The 17,628-nt window shown below is 70.9% G+C and carries 15 protein-coding genes; 7 read left to right on the plus strand and 8 right to left on the minus strand.

The window, feature by feature from the left end:
* The first annotated feature begins 1 nt into the window (after position 1).
* Entirely contained in the window at positions 2-1,489 is a 1,488-nt protein-coding gene (locus DLJ53_RS07580; protein WP_111343663.1) for an O-antigen ligase family protein, read from the plus strand.
* A gap of 12 nt (positions 1,490-1,501) precedes the next feature.
* Here DLJ53_RS07580 and DLJ53_RS07585 read toward each other — a convergent pair whose 3' ends face one another.
* A complete protein-coding gene (locus DLJ53_RS07585) occupies positions 1,502-2,389 on the minus strand; it encodes a sulfotransferase (RefSeq protein WP_162408984.1) in 888 nt (295 codons plus the stop codon).
* Positions 2,386-3,330 carry an extracellular catalytic domain type 1 short-chain-length polyhydroxyalkanoate depolymerase gene (locus DLJ53_RS07590; protein ID WP_162408986.1) on the minus strand — a complete coding sequence of 315 codons (945 nt, stop codon included), beginning with the start codon at positions 3,328-3,330 and terminating at the stop codon, positions 2,386-2,388. Before DLJ53_RS07590 ends, DLJ53_RS07585 begins: the two co-directional genes overlap by 4 nt.
* A gap of 230 nt (positions 3,331-3,560) precedes the next feature.
* Between DLJ53_RS07590 and DLJ53_RS07595 the strand changes: the two genes are divergently transcribed.
* Together DLJ53_RS07595 and DLJ53_RS07600 are read left to right on the plus strand one after the other, a co-directional pair.
* Complete coding sequence (locus DLJ53_RS07595) at positions 3,561-4,448, plus strand: sulfotransferase family protein (RefSeq protein WP_111343669.1); 888 nt, start codon at positions 3,561-3,563, stop codon at positions 4,446-4,448.
* The gene (locus tag DLJ53_RS07600; RefSeq protein WP_111343671.1) at positions 4,448-5,833 is read left to right on the plus strand and encodes a hypothetical protein; all 1,386 of its coding nucleotides are present in this window, start codon (positions 4,448-4,450) and stop codon (positions 5,831-5,833) included. Before DLJ53_RS07595 ends, DLJ53_RS07600 begins: the two co-directional genes overlap by 1 nt.
* 690 nt (positions 5,834-6,523) lie before the next feature.
* On the opposite strand, the gene DLJ53_RS07605 is transcribed toward DLJ53_RS07600, so the two are convergent.
* The 6 genes from DLJ53_RS07605 to DLJ53_RS07630 all read right to left on the minus strand — a co-directional run bounded on the left by DLJ53_RS07605 (position 6,524) and on the right by DLJ53_RS07630 (position 14,341).
* A complete protein-coding gene (locus DLJ53_RS07605; RefSeq protein WP_111343673.1) occupies positions 6,524-6,895 on the minus strand; it encodes a VOC family protein in 372 nt (123 codons plus the stop codon).
* 152 nt (positions 6,896-7,047) lie between these two features.
* The gene (locus DLJ53_RS07610) at positions 7,048-9,102 is read right to left on the minus strand and encodes a hypothetical protein (RefSeq protein ID WP_111343675.1); all 2,055 of its coding nucleotides are present in this window, start codon (positions 9,100-9,102) and stop codon (positions 7,048-7,050) included.
* A 12-nt stretch (positions 9,103-9,114) separates the two neighbouring features.
* Positions 9,115-11,856, minus strand: a complete 2,742-nt coding sequence (locus tag DLJ53_RS07615) for a DUF4159 domain-containing protein (RefSeq protein ID WP_111343677.1) — start codon at positions 11,854-11,856, stop codon at positions 9,115-9,117.
* A 78-nt stretch (positions 11,857-11,934) separates the two neighbouring features.
* A complete protein-coding gene (locus DLJ53_RS07620; RefSeq protein WP_111343679.1) occupies positions 11,935-12,423 on the minus strand; it encodes a DUF3291 domain-containing protein in 489 nt (162 codons plus the stop codon).
* Positions 12,420-13,340 (minus strand): DUF58 domain-containing protein, encoded by a 921-nt coding sequence (locus DLJ53_RS07625; RefSeq protein ID WP_111343681.1) that lies wholly within the window; start codon positions 13,338-13,340, stop codon positions 12,420-12,422. The genes DLJ53_RS07620 and DLJ53_RS07625 overlap by 4 nt, the downstream gene beginning before the upstream one ends.
* Positions 13,340-14,341 carry an AAA family ATPase gene (locus DLJ53_RS07630; protein ID WP_404801132.1) on the minus strand — a complete coding sequence of 334 codons (1,002 nt, stop codon included), beginning with the start codon at positions 14,339-14,341 and terminating at the stop codon, positions 13,340-13,342. Before DLJ53_RS07630 ends, DLJ53_RS07625 begins: the two co-directional genes overlap by 1 nt.
* Positions 14,342-14,516: 175 nt before the next feature.
* On the opposite strand from DLJ53_RS07630, the gene DLJ53_RS07635 reads away from it, so the two are divergent.
* The 4 genes from DLJ53_RS07635 to DLJ53_RS07650 all read left to right on the plus strand — a co-directional run bounded on the left by DLJ53_RS07635 (position 14,517) and on the right by DLJ53_RS07650 (position 17,559).
* Entirely contained in the window at positions 14,517-15,158 is a 642-nt protein-coding gene (locus DLJ53_RS07635) for a DUF1285 domain-containing protein (RefSeq protein ID WP_244935014.1), read from the plus strand.
* A gap of 53 nt (positions 15,159-15,211) precedes the next feature.
* The gene (locus tag DLJ53_RS07640; RefSeq protein WP_111343685.1) at positions 15,212-15,976 is read left to right on the plus strand and encodes an NUDIX hydrolase; all 765 of its coding nucleotides are present in this window, start codon (positions 15,212-15,214) and stop codon (positions 15,974-15,976) included.
* Positions 15,973-16,242: a DUF6111 family protein gene (locus DLJ53_RS07645; protein ID WP_111343687.1), complete on the plus strand. Its 270-nt coding sequence runs from the start codon at positions 15,973-15,975 to the stop codon at positions 16,240-16,242. Before DLJ53_RS07640 ends, DLJ53_RS07645 begins: the two co-directional genes overlap by 4 nt.
* Positions 16,243-16,314: 72 nt before the next feature.
* Positions 16,315-17,559, plus strand: a complete 1,245-nt coding sequence (locus tag DLJ53_RS07650) for a CCA tRNA nucleotidyltransferase (RefSeq protein WP_111343689.1) — start codon at positions 16,315-16,317, stop codon at positions 17,557-17,559.
* Positions 17,560-17,628: the final 69 nt, after the last annotated feature.

Below are 17,628 nucleotides of genomic sequence, written 5' to 3' on the forward strand. Positions count from 1 at the left end.
CATGCACGCGTCGCGCATCGCGTCATACGGTGTCATGGGTGTCATCGGCTGGACGGCGCTCGCCGTGGCGCTGGCCTCGGCGGTCCCGCTGGGAGCCAACCGTCCGGTGAGCTGGATCGGCCTGTCGCTCTCGACCTACGCCCTGTTCGCCGCCGCCCTCGCGCTCGACGTGCACCGCCCCTCGGCCCGGGCCGCGAGGCTGTGGCCGTCCGCGCTTCTCGCCGCGCTGGCGATCGGGTGGGGCTTCGTGCAGACCTCGCCGATGCTCTCGGCGCTCGCCCAATGGTTCGCCGCGCGAGCCGCCGGTACGCTTGGGATCGTGGCGCCGAGCCTGATGCACCCCGTCTGGTCGACGGTCGACGCGCCGGGGGCGATCTCGGCCGACCCCATCGACGGGCACCACGCCGTGCTGCGCCTCACCACGTACGTCGCCCTGTTCTGGATCGCCCTGCAGGCGGGGCGGGACAGGGGACGGGCACGGGCGATGCTGGCCGCCGCGGCGATCGGCGTCAGCGTCCTCTGCGCCTACGGCCTCCTTGCCGCTGCGCTCGGCCGCAACCCCCTCCTCGGGCCCGACGCGAAGGTCCTGAGCGCCACGTTCGTGAACCGCAATTCCTTCGCAACGTACGCCGCCTTCGGGGTGATCATGAACCTCGCGCTGACGCTCGCGGGCTTCCGGCACCGCGCGCGGCGATCGCGTGCGATGAGGGACGTCGCGCGCGCGGTCGTCGGTCGCGGCTGGGTCCATGTCGTCGGCTTCGCGGTGTGCGCGGCGGCGCTCCTCGGCTCGCAGTCGCGCGGGGGTGCGCTGGCCGCGCTCGTCGGCTCGGCGGCTGTCGTCGCGCTCGCCCGCAGGGGCGGTCGCGGGGGCGGCCTCCGGCGGCCGGGCGTCGTCCTCCCCGCCCTCGTCGCGGCCTTCGTGCTCTGCGTAGGAGCGTCGGGCGTCCTCGGGCGGTTCCTCGCGGACCCTTCGGCCGAGAACCTGCGGACCCCGGTCTACCTCGCCACGCTGGACGCCATCGCCGACAGGCCGATCCTCGGGCACGGCCTCGGCGCCTACCAGGACGTCTTCCGCGCCTACGTGCCGATGGGGGCGGGCGCCGCCGAGTGGGACAAGGCCCACAACACCTACCTGGAGCTCGCCTTCGAACTCGGCGTGCCCGCCGCCTGCGCCCTTCTCCTGGCGATCGCACTCCTCGCGGCGCGGGTCGCCCGGGGCGCGCTCGCTGGAGGGCGCAACGCGGCGGTGATGTATGCGGCGGCGGGCTGCACGCTCGCCGCGGCAGTCCATTCGCTGGTGGATTTCAGCCTGCAGATCCCGGCCGTCGCGGCGCTCTTCGCCGTGGTCCTTGGCGTCGGCACCGCCGCGGCCACCGCCGGGACGGTGCCCCGGCGCGTCCGCTCGTGGGGCGCTGCGGGCAGCCAGCGCCATCCCTTGTCCGCCGGCGTCCGGTACGCCGGATGGCGCCCGCCCGGCTGGACGGGATGAGGCTGCCGGCGGTCAGTAGTGACCGTAGAGCGCCGCCTCGGTGCGATAGCCGAACTGTGCCGCCAGCTCGCTGATCTCGTCGGGAAGCGAGGCGTCGACCGGAACGTCCGGCCGAGGTGCGTCCGCGGTGCGCAGGACCGGGTCCTTCAGGAAGGCCCGGTCGTCGCCGAACGGCGCCCCCGCAGGGCCGACCGTCGCGAACGGCGAGCGCTCGGGGTGCATCATCGCCTCGATCGCCGCCGGATCCGACCGGAGGCCGAACGCGCGGCTGATCCGGGCAAGCTCGCCCTCCGGCGTGCCGAGCAGGTCCTCGAGCCGCACCAGCACCCGGTTCGCCTCGTCCACGTTCGCGAGCGAATTGCAGAGGCGGCGGTTCGTCTCCAGCCAGTCGTCGGCGGCGAGCTTCGCCGCGTCATCCTTCGGCTTGGGACGGCGGGCGAACGGGTTCGTGCCGGCATGCGCCGGATGGCTGACGAGGTGGACGAACTGTGCGTCCGGATAGGACTCGAGGATCCGCTCGATCGCGCCCTTGCGCACCGAGTAGACCCGGCTGCGGTCGACGAGCCGGCGCGGCGCCACCTTGTCGGCCAGTTCCTCGAACACCTTGTAGATCGGCCAGAAGTAGCGCCGCAGCACCCAGCGCCGCGCCATCTGCACCGAGGCGATCGACTGGTCGCCCGCGTAGAGGCAGGCCACCGTGCGCACCAGTCCGTCCGCATGCGCCTGACCCAGCCGCGCCATCTCGCTCCACACCAGCTCCAGCCGATCCTCGGCGAAGAGGTTGATGTCCGGCACGGCGAAGGTGTCGGGATTGCCGCCGATCATGGCGCTGGCGAGCGCCGTCCGGGAGGACGGCCGCCCCAGGATGAAGATCGGTCGCGTTCGCGGGTCGGAGGTCATAGGCCGTAGGCGCGGAAGAAGTTCAGGATGATGCTGGTCGCGTTGATGTCCTGCGTCGTCGTGCCGAGCAGGCGCCGGGCGATCGGCCCGCGCCGCTTGACGCTGCCGGGCCACCGGTGTCCGCCGCCGTCGATCCGGTACAGCTCCACCTTGACGTTGCCGCCGCAGGCCTTGGCACTGACCCTCGTGACCGTGGTGCCATCGTCGGAGCCGTTCGGCAAGGCGGCGGTCGATTGGCCCGAGCATCCCGCGAGCCTCGCCCAGAAGGCGAACGTGTCGTTGGCCGACAGGACCCGCCCGCCGGATCCGCCGAAGATGCGCGAGGTGGGCATCGCGCCGCCGTTGAACGGCATCAGGTCGTCGTCCGTGCCGCTGAACAGGAGCATCGGCACCGGCGCCCTCGGATGGCAGCGCGAGACGAGGTCCTCCGGCATGTTCGCGGCGACCGAGGCGAAGGCCCTGAACGTCTGCGGCGCCTCGCAGGCGAGCCGCTGGGTCATCATCCCGCCGTTCGACATCCCCCCGACAAACACGCGATTGGGATCACCTTTGAACCGCGCCACGATGTCGGCGACGACTTCGGTGATAAACTGGACGTCGTCGGGCGCGTCCGCGGTGGTGGGCCGCCCGTCGTTCCAGTGGTTGCCGGACGAATTGGGGAAGGCCGCGATGAAGCCACCCCGGGCGACCTCGGGATCGATGCCGCTCTGGTTGGCGATGTTCCGGCCCGCGCCGTAGCCGCCGTGAAGGAAGATGACGACAGGAAATCTCGTCGACGGCGACGCCTCTTTCGCCGGCCGCAGCAGGAAGTAGGTTCGACGTTGACCACTGGATTGAATGGTCTCCGTTTGCGAGACCGCCGCCGATGTCGGACGCGCCAGCGCGATCATTCCACCGACAACGACGATCAGGAGAACACATAGGAATTGCGTGAGACTCATGGTCTGTGTGTGGTCCTTGAAACTGCCGTTGCTATTCATGCACGCCGCTATCAGATGGGCATAGGCTGCAAGGCCGGCGTATCACGACTTTGTGTCGCTCGTGTCGAGCGTGTAACGCCTTATGAGATTGGGTAGTTATTCAGGTGCGTACCCAAGACGGACGCCGGGGTCGAGTAAAGGAAGGGAAGGCGCGTTGCACACGTTCACCGGAAACCTGGTCACGGTAGGCGATGCCTGAACCTCTTTTTATCCTCTGTCCGCCACGATCGTTTTCCTCTATCGTCTGCGGTATCGTGGGACAACATCCGCAGTGCTACGGCCTGCCTGAACTAAATCTGTTCCTTGCCGACGATGTGCGCGGCCTGTGGCATGGGCCGATGTCCATGCCGATCTTCCGCGACGGACTTCTGCGCGCCCTCGCCGAACTCCATGACGGCGAGCAGACCGACGACACGGTGATGCGCGCCCGCGCCTGGATCACCGCGCACCTCGACTGGGACACCCGAAAGCTGTTCGACCACCTGCAGGAACTCGTCGGCCCCAGGATCCTGGTGGAGAAGAGCCCCAGCATCGTCTCGCGCGACGATTACATCGCGCGGATGCTCAGGATCTTCCCGGACGCCAACATCCTGCACCTGACGCGCCACCCGGCGACGAACGGCGAATCGATCATCGCCCTGCGCAACCGGTTCGACGCGCTCCAGGCCGTGGCGCGCGGCCCGGCGGCCGATCCGGAGCGGATGTGGAACCGCTGCCACGAGGTGATCCTGAAGGCGACGAGCGACCTGCCGCTCGGCCAATGCATGCGCATCAAGGGCGAGACGCTGCTCTCCGACCTCGATTGCTACCTGACCCAGATCTGCGAGTGGCTCGACATCGACACCTCGCGGAGCGCCTTCGACGCCATGATGCGGCCCGAGACGTCGCCCTATGCGCGCCCCGGGCCCAAGGGCGCGCTGCGTGGAAACGATCCGAACTTCCTCTCAAATCCCGCCATCGATCAGGCGCGTCTCGCGCGGATCAATTCGCCGTCTCTCGAGGCCTCCGTTCCGTGGGGCGACGGTGGAATTCTTTCGGAGCGGACGCGCAAACTCGCGATGCGATTCGGTTATCACTGATGGATGCGTTGTTCGAAATCCCGAGCTTCGACGTGATTGGAGCGGACGGGCTGGGCCGCCAGAGCGCGACCACCGCCCACGCCATGGCGGTCTTCAAGGGCCAGCTTTACCTCGCCACCGGATCGGCGGTCGCGCGCAACGCCAGGCAGGCGCCGCGGATCATGCGCTACGACGCGGCCGGGCAGCGCTGGGTCGAGGTCTACGGGTCGCCGATGGTCGCGGCCTGCGCGCGCGCCGCGGTGCCGGACCGGCAGCTTGCGGCGGCACTCGGCGAGACACTGTCGGCGCCGGGCCGGAATGCCGGCTCGGGCCTCGGTTCCGAAGTGCCGCGCGACACGGGCTACGCCTCGATGGTGGTGTTCCAGGGTGCGTCCGACCCGGAGCCGGCGCTCTACGTCTCGACGATGTCGCGCGGGGGCGCGCTCATCCTGCGCTCCACCGACGGTGCGACGTTCGAGCCGGTGGGCGAGCCGGGGTTCGGCAGTCCGGAGATCTTCTCCTTCCGCACCCTGACCGCCTACAAGGGCCGCCTCTATGCGGTCCCGGCGGGCACGGTGACGGACGAGTACCTCGACCGCTTCGTCGCCCCGGCGGCGGACGTCTACGTGACGGACGATCCCGCCGGCGGCGTCTGGCGCAAGGCGGCCGAGCCGGGCTTCGGCGACCCGCTGAACCTCTCCGTCAACACGCTCTGCGCGGCCAACGGGCGGCTCTATGCGGGCACTCACAATCCGGCCCTCGGCTTCCAGGTCTGGACGACCGAGGCCACGGGCGAGGCGCCGTTCACCTGGACCAGGGTGATCGATGAGGGGGCTTCGCGATTCCAGCGCAACCTCGTGGTCACGGCGATGGCGGAGTTCGACGGCGCCCTCTACGTCGGCGGCGGCCTCAACGGTCCGGGCACCGACCCGGTCCACGACATCGGCCCGGCGGCGTGCGAGCTGATCCGCGTCTGGCCCGACGGCCGGTGGGACCTCGTCGTGGGGGAGCCGCGCTTCTCGCCGCAGGGCCTCAAGGTGCCCGCGTCGATGACGGGGCCCGGCTTCGACGACTTCTTCAACGCCGCGATCGTGTCGCTCTGCGTCCACGAGGGGGCGCTCTACCTCGGCACCCACCAGTGGGAGGCCTTCCAGGCCATCGAGAACGGGGCAGGGGAGGTCGTCGGCGGCGCCCAGCTCTGGCGCAGCGTCGACGGCGAGACGTGGGAGATCGTGCTGGAGGACGGCAACGGGAACCCGGCGGACGTCGCCTACCCGGCGCTGGCGTCGACCCCGTTCGGCCTCGCCGTAGGCACGCAGAACCAGAGCCTCCTCCTCCGCCTCGCCGGCCGCGACCGCAAGGACACGACCTTCCCGGCCGGCCTTTCCGTCCTCATCGGCGTCTAGCCCGGCGCGAGGTCCAATTCCCTGCGGGGCGGGCCTGAGCCGGATGCCGCGGCAGGGGCGAACTTGCCGACGCTGCCCGCTGGATCGACGACTGGAGAACGTCCCGCTGCGAGAGGTACACCTTGGCGGGGCCAGTTCCTCGTCGGCGGTCGAACCGCATTGCCGGACGCTGGCGCCATGCCGGGAACATACCGGGAGCTCAGAAGCCTCCGGCGGGCTCGGGTCCCACCAACGATCAGCCCCCCGCCTGACCGTCGAAGCCGCCATCGCGCTTTCCCCCTGGCAGCGGCCGGGGTCCGGCGCAAGGGCAAGCGGCTTCGCCGGCCTACGGCCCCTTGCCCCGGACCCCGCCCGCCGCCCTCAGGGGGGCGCGACGGCGGCTCCGACGATCAGGCTCCCGCCCGGGATTGTGTGGGCGCCGGGCGAGGGGGGCACCGTCCGCTGCATCTATCGGCCGTGATCGACCGACGAGCGACGAGCGCAGGACGTACCGACCGGGACGATACGATCCTGCGGCATTCTGGCTGGGGTTCCGTCTCCGGTCGACAGGGCTGTGGCGGAGCACCGGCGGGGCGGCTCGCCGGATACGGCAGACGCGCGACCGCCGATGCCCGCCTTCAGGCGCTGTGCCGTCCCGCAGCGCGGCCGGCGTCCTGCGCCTGCGGCCGTCGGGCGGGCCGGTTCGCCCGCTCAGTCGAGCTGCGTGCTGAACCACCACGTGATGCCGTTCGGGTCGTTCACACCGCCGCGCCGGTCGCCGTCCCCCTTTTCGGCCGGCGCCTGGACGGCGGTGCCGCCCGCGGCGAGGGCGCGGGCGAATGTTGCGTCGACGTCAGGCACGTAGACGTGGACGTTCGCGGGCTGGCCCTCCGGCATCTCGCCCATCATCACGACCGTGTCGTCGATGCGCGCCTCGGCGTGCATCACGCCGCCGCCGTCGCGGGGGATGATCCTGAGCCGCTCCGCCCCGAGCGTCGCCTCCAGGAAGGAGAGGGTTGCCTCGGCGCTCCGCACGATGAGGTACGGCGCGACGCTCGTGTATCCGTCCGGCTTGTAGGTCACCTGGGCCTCCGTCGACTGCCTGTCCCGCCCAACTAGGGCGGGGCGGGAGCGATGGGAGGGCAGGGGCTCCGCGGGGGGAGGCTGCCCGAGAGGGTGGATCGCGACCCGGATCGTCGGGACGCCGGCCGGGAACGGCCGGCGCCGGTGCGCGGTCAGCGGCCCTCGCGCCACCAGGTGGAGGAGAGGCCGGCGAGGAGGAGCGCGAGGCCGAGGAGGCCGGCGAACAGCGGCACGCGCTCCACGCCGGTCAGCTCGCTCGCTTCGGAGCGCTTCAGGCCGATCCAGTCCGAGCCGGAGGTCGAGCGGCCGTCGGGGCGCATCAGGATGCGTGGCGCGTCGCCTCCGTCCGCGACGCGGCGCACGGAGCCGCGCGTCGCCTCGGCGACCGGTTCCAGCACGTCGGTGGTGGAGGTGAGGTCGCGCGCCTCGACCGGGTTCGCCGGACCGACGTGGCCGAGCGCCGTCAGGCGGCCGTCGGTGGCGCGGTAGAGACCCATGTCCGGCGCCTCCACCGTGGCGCGCCAGAGGCCGGGCTCGGCCTCCTCCAGCGTCAGTTCCTGCGTCTCGCCCGAGGGCGTCGTCAGGGTGACCGGGGCGGCCGTGTCGGCGAGGGTCTGGCGCTCGACGACGAGGGTGCCGCTGCCGGTGACGACGCGCAGCGCCTCCTCCTCGAGCTCGGGCTCCTTCATCAGCCAGTGCGACAGGCGCCGCAGCAGGGGCACGTGCGGCCCGCCGCCGTCGAACCCGCGCGCCCACAGCCAGATGTGATCCGACAGCATGGTCGCGACGCGCCCTTCGCCCTCGCGCGACAGGACCAGCAGCGGGTTTCCGTCGGCGCCGGTCATCACCGTCTCGCCGGCGGTGGGGACAGCCTCGACCTGGCGGAACCACTCGCTCCAGGCGGGCGGATCCTCGTTGCCGCCGGGAAGCTCGCGCGTCACCGGGTGGCGATGGCCGAGGTCGGAGACGGTCGGGCGGAACGGCTTCTCCAGGATGCTGCCGGACGGGGCGACCGGGAGGGTCGCGGCCAGCGGCGTGTGGTAGATCGAGCGCGGTCCCGCATAGTCCGGGCCGGCAGCGACCAGCACCGCCCCGCCGTTGAGGACGTACTGGGCGATGTTGTCGAAGTAGAGAGCCGGCAGCACGTTGCGGCGGTGGTAGCGGTCGAAGACGATGAGGTCGAACTCGTCGATCTTCTGGCTGAACAGCTCGCGCGTCGGGAAGGCGATCAGCGACAGCTCGTTGATCGGCGTGCCGTCCTGCTTCTCCGGCGGGCGCAGGATGGTGAAGTGCACGAGGTCGACCGAGGCGTCGGACTTCAGGAGGTTGCGCCACGTCCGCTCGCCCGCGTGCGGCTCGCCCGAGACGAGGAGCACGCGCAGGTTCTCCCGCACGCCCTCGACGATCGCCACCGCGGCGTTGTTCACGGTGGTCAGCTCGTCCTCGACGTTGGCGACCTCGAACTCGTAGAAGTTGTCGCCGCCGTGGCCGATGTCGACCGTGAGCTCGATCGGCTCGCCGATCCGGGCGATGCGCGTCTCGGTGAGCTGATCGTCGGCGCGGACGGTGAGCTCGACCGTCTCGCCCTGGGCGACGGGGTCCTCCACCTTGACGACGATGGTCTGCTTCGAGCCGACGAGGCCGAAGCGCGGCGCCGCGACGATCTCCACCCGCCGGTCACGCTCGTTCTCGTCGCCGACGATGAGGGCGTGGACGGGGGCCTGGAAGGGCGCGGTCTTGGGCACGTCGTGGACCTGCCCGTCGGTCACCAGGATGGCGCCGGCGATGCGGTCCGGCGGCACGTCGCCGAGGAGGTCGGCGAGCGGCTCGAAGAGGATGGTGCCGTCACGGTCGGCCTGCGGTCGGTCGACGGTGAGGGTGCGCACCTCGAGCTGGGGTGTCGCCTCGAGGCGGGCGACGAGGTCGGCCGCGACGGCGTCGGTGGTGGCCACGCGGCCGGCGGTGCGCTGGCTCTGCGAGTGGTCGACGACGACGGCGACGACCCCGGACAGCGGCTCGCGCACCTCCCGCTGAAGCGCGGGGTTGAGGAGGGCGAGCGCGAAGAGGATCGCGGCGGCGATGCGCAGGCCGGACCCGCGCACCCGTCGGGCAAGGCCGATGCCGGCCAGCGTCAGCGCCAAGACGGCGAAGACGGCGACGACCCAGATCGGGACGTAAGGACTGAACGCGAACTCGAAATCTGTCATCAGACTCGTCGTCTACTGACCCAGCCGCTCGAGGAGCGCCGGGATGTGGACTTGATCGGCCTTGTAGTTGCCCGTCATCGTGTAGATCGCGATGTTCACGCCGGCCCGGTAGGCCATCTCACGCTGATAGGGGTCGGCCGGCGAGGTCGGCAGAAGGAAACCGCCCTGGGCGTTCACCGCCCAGGCTCCGGCCAGGTCGTTGGCCGTGATGATGATCGGCGACACGCCGTCACCTGCCCGCGCGGGGTGGTCCTGACTCGGGCTGACGGTGCTTGCCTCCACCCACAGGGGCGAGCCGGTCCAGCGGCCGGGGAAGCCGTCGAGCAGGTAGAAGGTCTTGGTGAGGACGTGGTCCTCCGGGACCGGCTCCAGCGGCGGGATGTCGAGCCCGTCGAGGATGCGGCGCAGCGCCATGGTGGAGGGCGACGCGCTCTGCCCCGAGAACGAGCCGGACTGGTCGCGCGTGTCGAAGAGGATGGTGCCGCCGTTCTTCATGTAGGCGTCGACGCGGGCGATCGCCGCGTCCGACGGGCGCGCGGACCCGGGCGTCACCGGCCAGTAGATCAGCGGGAAGAAGGCGAGCTCGTCGGTCTCGATGTTGACCGCCATCGGCTCGGCGGGCTCCACCGCGGTGCGCGCGGTGAGGGCCTGGCTGAGGCCGACGAGCCCGGCCTCCGAGATGCGGTCGACGTCCGCGTTGCCGGTCGAGACGTAGGCGAGCCGGGTCTGCAGCGAGGCGCGCATCGCGAAGTCGACGTTGACCTCGCCCGGCGTCTGCGCGTCCGCTCTCGGCGCTGCCACGAGGGCGAGCATCGCGACCGCGATCGAGGCGACGATGCGACGCCGGAAGCTTCCCATGAGAAGCAGGATCGCGAGTGCGTCCAGCACGAAGAGAGCGGCGGCCAACGTCATGAGCGGACCTTTCAACTCTGTCGGACCCTCGGTGGTATAACGCGAAACGGTCGCACCGGCGAACGCATCCGGGTTAAGTGACGCGAGAGTCTGACCTTCTTCCAGAAGGTTCACGGCCCTGAATGCACCATCCGCGCCATATAGGCCCGGCGGCGTGCGCGGCCCCGGCGTCACCTCGCCCGACACCGGCTGCACGTTGGGCCCCGGCGCGATGAGGCGTCCCGACCCGTCCAGCACGCGGTAGGGCGGCAATGTCGGCCCATCCTCGCTGGCGGACTCGGGGCCGGCGGTCGACAGCTCCACCACGGACCGCAGCATCTCGACGAAGGTGCCCGAGAGCGGCAGCGTGGACCAACTCGTGTCGGCCGTCACGTGAAAGAACACGATCCAGCCTGCGCCGACATTGCGTCCGGTGACGAAGGGCGTTCCGTCGGCAAGCGTCGCCCAGGTCCGCTCGGTGAGCGCGATGGACGGCTCGGCGAGGAGCTGGCGCGTCACCGTGACGTCGTTCGGAACGGCAAGGCCGCGGAAGGGCCCGTTGCCGGAGAAGTCGGTCAGCGGCTGCGGGTCGCTCCAGGAGAGCGTGCCGCCGAGGGTCCGGGCGCCCGAGCGCAGCGGCACCGGGAAGAGGTCGTCCGTCCCGTCCGACGTGCGCGGCCCGGCGAAGCGCAGCAGCACGCCGCCGGCGTTGATCCAGCCGGCGAGGGCGTCCTGCGTGCCGGGCAGCAGCGTTCCGACGTCGGCGAGGACGATGACGGAGGTGCCGGCGTCGATCAGCTCGCTGATCGCGGTCGGGAGGTCGCGGGCGGTCGGCTCGCGCAGGTCCGCCGACGGGCCGAGCGCGGCGCGGAGGTAGTGGAGCGGTGAGAGCAGCGGCTGCTCCTGCTCCAGCGACGTGCCGGCGATGAGGCCCACGGTGCGGCGGCGGAAGCGCTCGTCGAGGAGGCGGACGGCCGCTGCGTTGCGCTCGCCCGCGACGGTGACGCGCATGGCGTCGTTGCGCAATTCGGTCGGCAGGGCGAGGTCGGCGACGGCGCTCGTCTGGCCGGGGCTGAACGAGGCCGTCCCTTCCGCCAGCACGAATCCCTTGGAGTCGACCGCGCGGATGGTGCGGGGCAGGGAGCCCGGGTCGGCGTCGGCGGTCAGCGTGACGCGCATGCCGTCGGCGCTCGGGGCGACGTCGGTGATGCCGATGACCTCGCCGGACTGGGGCAGGAAGAGGCGGACGGGACCGTCGGTCGCGCCGTCGAGCGCCGCCCAGAAGTCGCCGTCGTCTGCCGAGCCGAGGCCGTCGGAGAGCCACGCGGCGCTGCCGGCCTCGACCTCGGTGAGGCGGCGGGCGAAGGCGGCGCGGGCGGCGTGCCAGGGCTGCGGCTCCAGCGAGCGGAGGAGGTCGCGGGCCTCGCCGGGGCTGCGCCGGTTGAGCGGCGCCGCGGCGTCGGCGGTGCCGGCGAGGATGATGGCGCGGTTGGCCGCCTCCGCCTCGTCGATCAGGCGCCCGGCGACGTCGGTGCGCTCGGTCCAGTCGGCGGCGGAGCCGAAGGTGTTGTCGACCAGGATGAGGGCCGGGCCGTCGCCGGCCGCGGGTGCGGCTTCCGGCCGCAGCACCGGCTGGGCGAGGGCGATGATGACGAGGGCCGCGAGCGTCAGGCGCAGGGCCATCAGCCACCACGGCGTGCGGGACGGCGTCTCCTCGCGCTTGGCGAGGGTCATCAGAAGGCGCGTCGGCGCAAACGTGATGTCGCGCGGTCTGGGCGGCGTCGAGCGCATCAGCCACCACAGGACCGGCAGGAGGAGGAGCGCCCACAACACCAGCGGCGCGCCGAATCCCAAAGCGGTCATCGTTCGTCTCCTGTCATCCGCACCCGCGAGGGGTCGGATGGAAAATACTCACGCAAGCCTCGCCGGGCATTGCGGCGGTCACCCGCAGCGGCGTTCTCGCCACCGCGACAGTTGTGGCACTCCCTCCCAGCCGAACGCATGGGTTGTGGCCCCATGTCGCCTTGGATGCTGGAGCCGCGCCCGGCCTTCGCCGAGCGTCGGTCGGTGCCCCGCCGGAATGTGCCACATCGCGAGATGGGCCGCTGCGGGGGTCTGGAACAACTCGTCTCGCCGCCGGTGCACGCGATGGTGCACCTCATTCCATACGAAATGCTCAAGATGCGCGGCCGGCTCCCGGACCGACATGTCCAGGAGCGCGCCCGGCGCCTCGGCGAGTGCGAGGCCCGTTGCGTCGTCGACCGCGCCGATGAGGCGCCGCACGCGGCCCTCGGAGCGTTCGGCGATGGCGGCGCCCCGGTCGAGGGCTCCGACGAAGTCCTCGATACGGGGGTCGTCGAGAGGATGGCGCGAGACCGCGACGTCGAGCTGCGCGAGGTGCGTCGCGCCCCCCGGCGCGGTCGCCGTCATCCGGCCGCCCTGTCCAGATGCCCGGTCAGGCCGTTGCTGATCGCCAGCAGCGCCGGGGCGGCCGGGCGATCCGTGTGGTGGACGATCAGCGAGGTGCCCAGCCGGCGCGCGGCGACGGCGAGTGCCTCCTTCTGCGCGGCCAGCGCGTCGACGTAGCCGGTGCGCCACGCCTCGGCCTTGCCGACGAGGAAGGCGACGCCCGACTCCGGGTCGACGAAGCGGTTGCGCCCGCCAAACGGGAAGCGCTCCTCCACCGGGTCTAGGACCTGGACGAGGTGCGTGCGCGCGGCGCTCGCGGCGAGTGCGCCGAACGTGTCCTCCCACACCTCGAGCGGGTCGAGGAAGTCGCTGATCAGCACCACGTCGCAGTGGCGGCGCAGGTTTGCGGTGCGCGGCGGGGACGTCGAGCCGTCGCCGAGCTCCGACATCGCCTCGGCGATGCGGTCCGCGGCGTTGCGCCGCGAGGTCGGCGGCGGCCCGTCGATGAGGCCGATCCGCTCGCCGCCGCGGGCGAGGAGGTCGGCCAGCGCGAGGAGGAGCACCACGCCGCGCTCCTCCTTCGAGGCGACGGCGAGCCGCGAGCGGGCGCGCATCGAGGCGGTGCGGTCCACCCACAGGAGGACCGTATGCGCCGCCTCCCACTCGCGCTCGCGCACCAGCAGGATGTCGTCCCGGGCGGAGCGGCGCCAGTCGATCCGCCGGGCGGGCTCGCCGAAGTCGAACGGGCGGAACTGCCAGAAGGTCTCGCCCGAGCCGGCGCGGCGCCGGCCGTGCCAGCCGGCCGACACGGTGCCGGCGATCCGCTTGGCCTCGACGAGGAGGTCCGGCAGATTGGCGGCGGCCACCTTCGCGGCGACCATGGTCTCCGCTTCGTTCGGCCCCTCGTGGTGTGTGTCGGCGCGGAAGCGCTCGAACATCAGATCTTCCCGCTGAGCTCGGCGATCACGCCTTTCACCGTCTTGCCGTCGGCGCGGGCGGTGTAGGTCAGGGCCATGCGGTGTTGCAGGACGGGCTCGGCGAGGGCGGCCACGTCGTCCTTGGAGGGGGCGAGGCGGCCCTGCAGCAGCGCCCGCGCGCGGCAGGCCAGCATCAGCGACTGCGAGGCGCGCGGCCCGGGACCCCAGGCGATGACGCCGTCGACGTCCGGGTTCTCGTGCGGGCGGGCCGAGCGGACGAGGTCCAGGATCGCGTCGACGACGCTCTCGCCCACCGGCATGCGGCGCACCAGCCTCTGGATGCCCACCAGCTCCTCGCGGCTCAGCACCGGCGAGGGCTGCACGTCCGACATGAGCGTGGTCTCGAGCAGGATCCGGCGCTCGGCCTCGCGGTCCGGATAGACGACGTCGACCTGCATGATGAAGCGGTCGAGCTGCGCCTCGGGCAGGGGGTAGGTACCCTCCTGCTCCAGCGGGTTCTGCGTCGCGAGGACATGGAACGGCGTGGGCAGGTCGTGCGCCTCGCCGGCGACGGTGACGAAGCCCTCCTGCATCGCCTGCAGCAGCGCCGACTGCGTGCGGGGTGACGCGCGGTTGATCTCGTCTGCCATCAGAAGTTGGGCAAACACCGGACCCTTGATGAAACGGAAGGCACGCTCGCCGGTCGTCGACTGCTCCAGCACCTCCGCGCCGAGGATGTCGGAGGGCATCAGGTCCGGCGTGAACTGGATGCGGTTCTCGGTGAGGCCGAGGACCGTGCCGAGGGTCGCGACCAGCCGCGTCTTGGCAAGCCCCGGGACACCCACGAGCAGGGCGTGACCCCCGCAAAGCACTGCGATCAACGACCGTTCGACCACGTCACCCTGGCCGAAGATGATCCGCTCGATCTCGGTTTTGGCTGCGCCGAGGCGTTGAACGGCCGCCTCGATGGCCTTCACTTCGTCGAAGTCATCCTCGCGTTCGAGGACGTTGTCCATGCTCATAACGCTTCACCCTTCGTGCGCCGTTGGGGTCGGCGACCCGACGCAGCCAGTAAATGCAACTCGTGGGCCGCAGTCGCCTAACCATTTGTCCATGGTATGGCAGCCAAGGCGGCGTACCTTAGATCGGAGATACGCTCGCCCATCCGAGGCGAGCTTGCAACGGGAGGTTCGGTTGGTGAACAGCACACTCGATCAAGACGTCCCCGCACATCAACACAGTGCACGTCAGGACAGTGCACTAAACGATCGCCCGAACAGCCCGCTCGCCGCCTTGATCGCCCGCGCTTCGGAGCTGGGAGGCGGCTCGGCCCCTGTGCACAAGTGGAATCCCACTCATTGCGGCACGATTCCCATGCGCATCGCGGCGGATGGGACCTGGTTTTACAATGGTACGCCAATTCTGCGGGAACGCCTCGTGCGGCTCTTCGCCTCAATCCTGCGCCGCGAGCCGGACGGGGAATTCGTCCTCGTCACCCCGGTCGAGAAGGTCGGCATCGAGGTCGAGGACGCGCCCTTCCAGGCCGTCGAGCTCGTCGTCGACGGTGAGGGAGAGGCCACCACGATGACCGTGCGCACCAACATGGGCGACGTCGTCACCGTCGGGTCCGAGCATCCCCTTTCCGTGCGGCTCGATCCTCAAAACGAGGGCTTCATCCCTTATGTAAGGGTGCGCGGCGAGCTCGATGCCCGCTTCACCCGCCCGGCCGCGCTCGAGCTCGCCGAGCTCGCCGCCGAGGGCGCGGACGGCCGCCTCGAAGTGTGGAGCGACGGCGTCGCCTTCCCGCTCGAGGAGCGATCCGCAGGTGACCGCGCGTGACAGGATCGGCACTATGATGGCAGGCCGTAAGACGCCGGATGAGCAGAGGTAGAATGAACGAGCGTTCCCATGACGGCGAACGGATCGCCGACGTCGACGACGGCGACGCCATCGCCGACGTCGTCGAGGAGGCGGCCGAGGACGCCGCGCCCGGTGCGCCGCTCGTCGTCGAACCGCACGATCCGGCCGATCCCGCCGTCGCGCGCCTCGTCGAGCGGGCGCGGCTGCTGCACGATCCGTGGGCACGCCTGTCGCCCGACGCGCCGATCTCCGGCGACCACGTCCTGAACCCCGACTGGCACGGCGACGAGACGCCGCCCCCGCCGCGCGAGGCGGCCGTGCTGATCGCGCTCGCCGCCAACGCGGCCGGCGAGCTGGGCGTGATTCTCACCGAGCGCGCCTCGCACCTCTCCGCCCACGCCGGACAGGTGGCCCTCCCCGGCGGCAAGATCGAGAAGGGCGAGACACCCACCATGGCCGCCCTGCGCGAGGCGGAGGAGGAGGTGGAACTGCCGCCCGGTGCGGTCGAGCCGCTCGGCATCTTCGAGGCGTACCTGACCCGCACCAACTACATGGTGGTCCCGGTGCTGGCGCTGGTGCGCGAGCGGGTCACCCTGCGCCCCCATCCCGGCGAGGTGTCCGAGGTCTTCCTCGCCCCCTGGTCGCGCGTCATGGACGCGGCCTACCGTCACGAGCGCAGCTACGAGCTGGAAGGGCGCCGCCGCCGCTTCTACGAGACCATGGTCGGCGACAAGTCCGTCTGGGGCGTGACCGCCGGCATCTTCAAAGTCGTGAGCGAACGTCTGTACGGTCCATGATCCGCATCATCGTCACCCAACTCATCCTCTTCGCCCTGCCGTTCATCTTCTATTTCGCCTACCGGGTCGCAACCCGCGGTGCCACGGGCGCGGCGGTCTCCGACCTCAGCAAGGCGATGTTCACGCTGATCGTCATCGGCGGACTGCTCGTCATCGCCAGCTTCGCCTACTTCGCCGTCCACGGCGTGAACACGGAAGGGCGTTACATTCCTGCACGATATGTCGACGGGAAATTAATCCCGGGGCACTATGAGACCGACAACTGACGTAACGGATAACTGAAGCAACCCAGAGGGACGGCCGGGCGTGCGAGGCGACCTGTTGCAGACGGCACCGGCATGACGGAACGAAGCCTTCCCGGTCAGAGCTTCCAGCTCAACGCCTTCTGGCTGTCCTCGCCGGCCCTCGCGTCGATCTTCGATGCGATCGAACCCGTCGCCCCCATCAGGGTCGTCGGCGGCGCGGTGCGGAACTCGCTGATGGGAGAGCCGATCAGCGACATCGACCTCGCCACCGAAGCCGAGCCGCAGGACGTCGCACGGGCGGCGTCGGCCGCCGGCATCCGCGTCCACGAGACCGGTATCGAGCACGGCACGCTCACCCTCGTGAGCCAGAAGATGGCCTTCGAGGTCACCACCCTGCGCGAGGACGTCTCCACCGACGGCCGGCGGGCGACCGTGCGCTTCACCCGCGACTGGGCGAAGGATGCCGAGCGGCGCGACTTCACCATGAACGCCCTCTACCTCGACCGCTTCGGCGGCGGGCTCGACACCGTCGGCGGCTATGCCGACTGCCTCGCCCGGCGGGTGCGCTTCATCGGCGACGCGGACCAGCGGATCATCGAGGACCACCTGCGCATCCTGCGCTTCTTCCGCTTCAACGCGTCCTACGGCAACGGCGCGCTGGACCGGGAGGGGCTCGAGGCCTCCCGGCGGCACAAGGACCGTATCCCGAACCTCGCCGCCGAGCGCATCTGCCACGAGATGATGAAGATCGTCGCGGCGCCGCGGGCCGCCGACGTGCTGGAGATCATCGGCGCGGAAGGCTTCATCGACCACGCGATGCCGGGGCCGTACGACATCCCGGCCTTCACCGCGCTGACGTCGCTGGAGCGGCGGGTCGGGCGCGAGCCGACGCCGCCGCTCGCGATCGCCGCGCTCCTCGGCCTCGACCGCGAGCGCTTCGACGCGGCGGCCTCGGCGCTGCGCTTCTCCCGCCGCGACCGGGCGCGGGCGCTCTGCGCGATGGAGGCGGCGCGCTTCATGCCGCCCCACTCGGTGCCGCAGATCAACGCCCTCCTGTACGACCACGGCGCGGAAGCATTCGTCGACGGCCTGCTCGTCGCCGCCGCGCGCGGGGCGGACATCATCGACCTGCCGCACCTCGTCTCGCTCGCGCGGCAGTGGAAGCGGCCGCGCCTGCCGGTGAACGGTTCGGACCTTCTGGAGCAGGGCGGCGAGCCGGGTCCGGGCCTCGGCGACCGGCTCAGCCATCTCGAGGACGTCTGGCGCCAGTCCGACTTTTCCTTGGACAAGATCCACCTTCTCGCCATCGACCGGCAATCGCGCCACCCCAAAGAATGATAGAAGGGGCGGGGAGGCCCGTTGCGCCGGCGTGGGTGCAATGGGTACCCGACGTGTGCTAGCGAGCGT

Origin of the sequence: Acuticoccus sediminis (genome assembly GCF_003258595.1) — a bacterium.
GTDB classification, from domain to species: Bacteria; Pseudomonadota; Alphaproteobacteria; order Rhizobiales; family Amorphaceae; genus Acuticoccus; species Acuticoccus sediminis.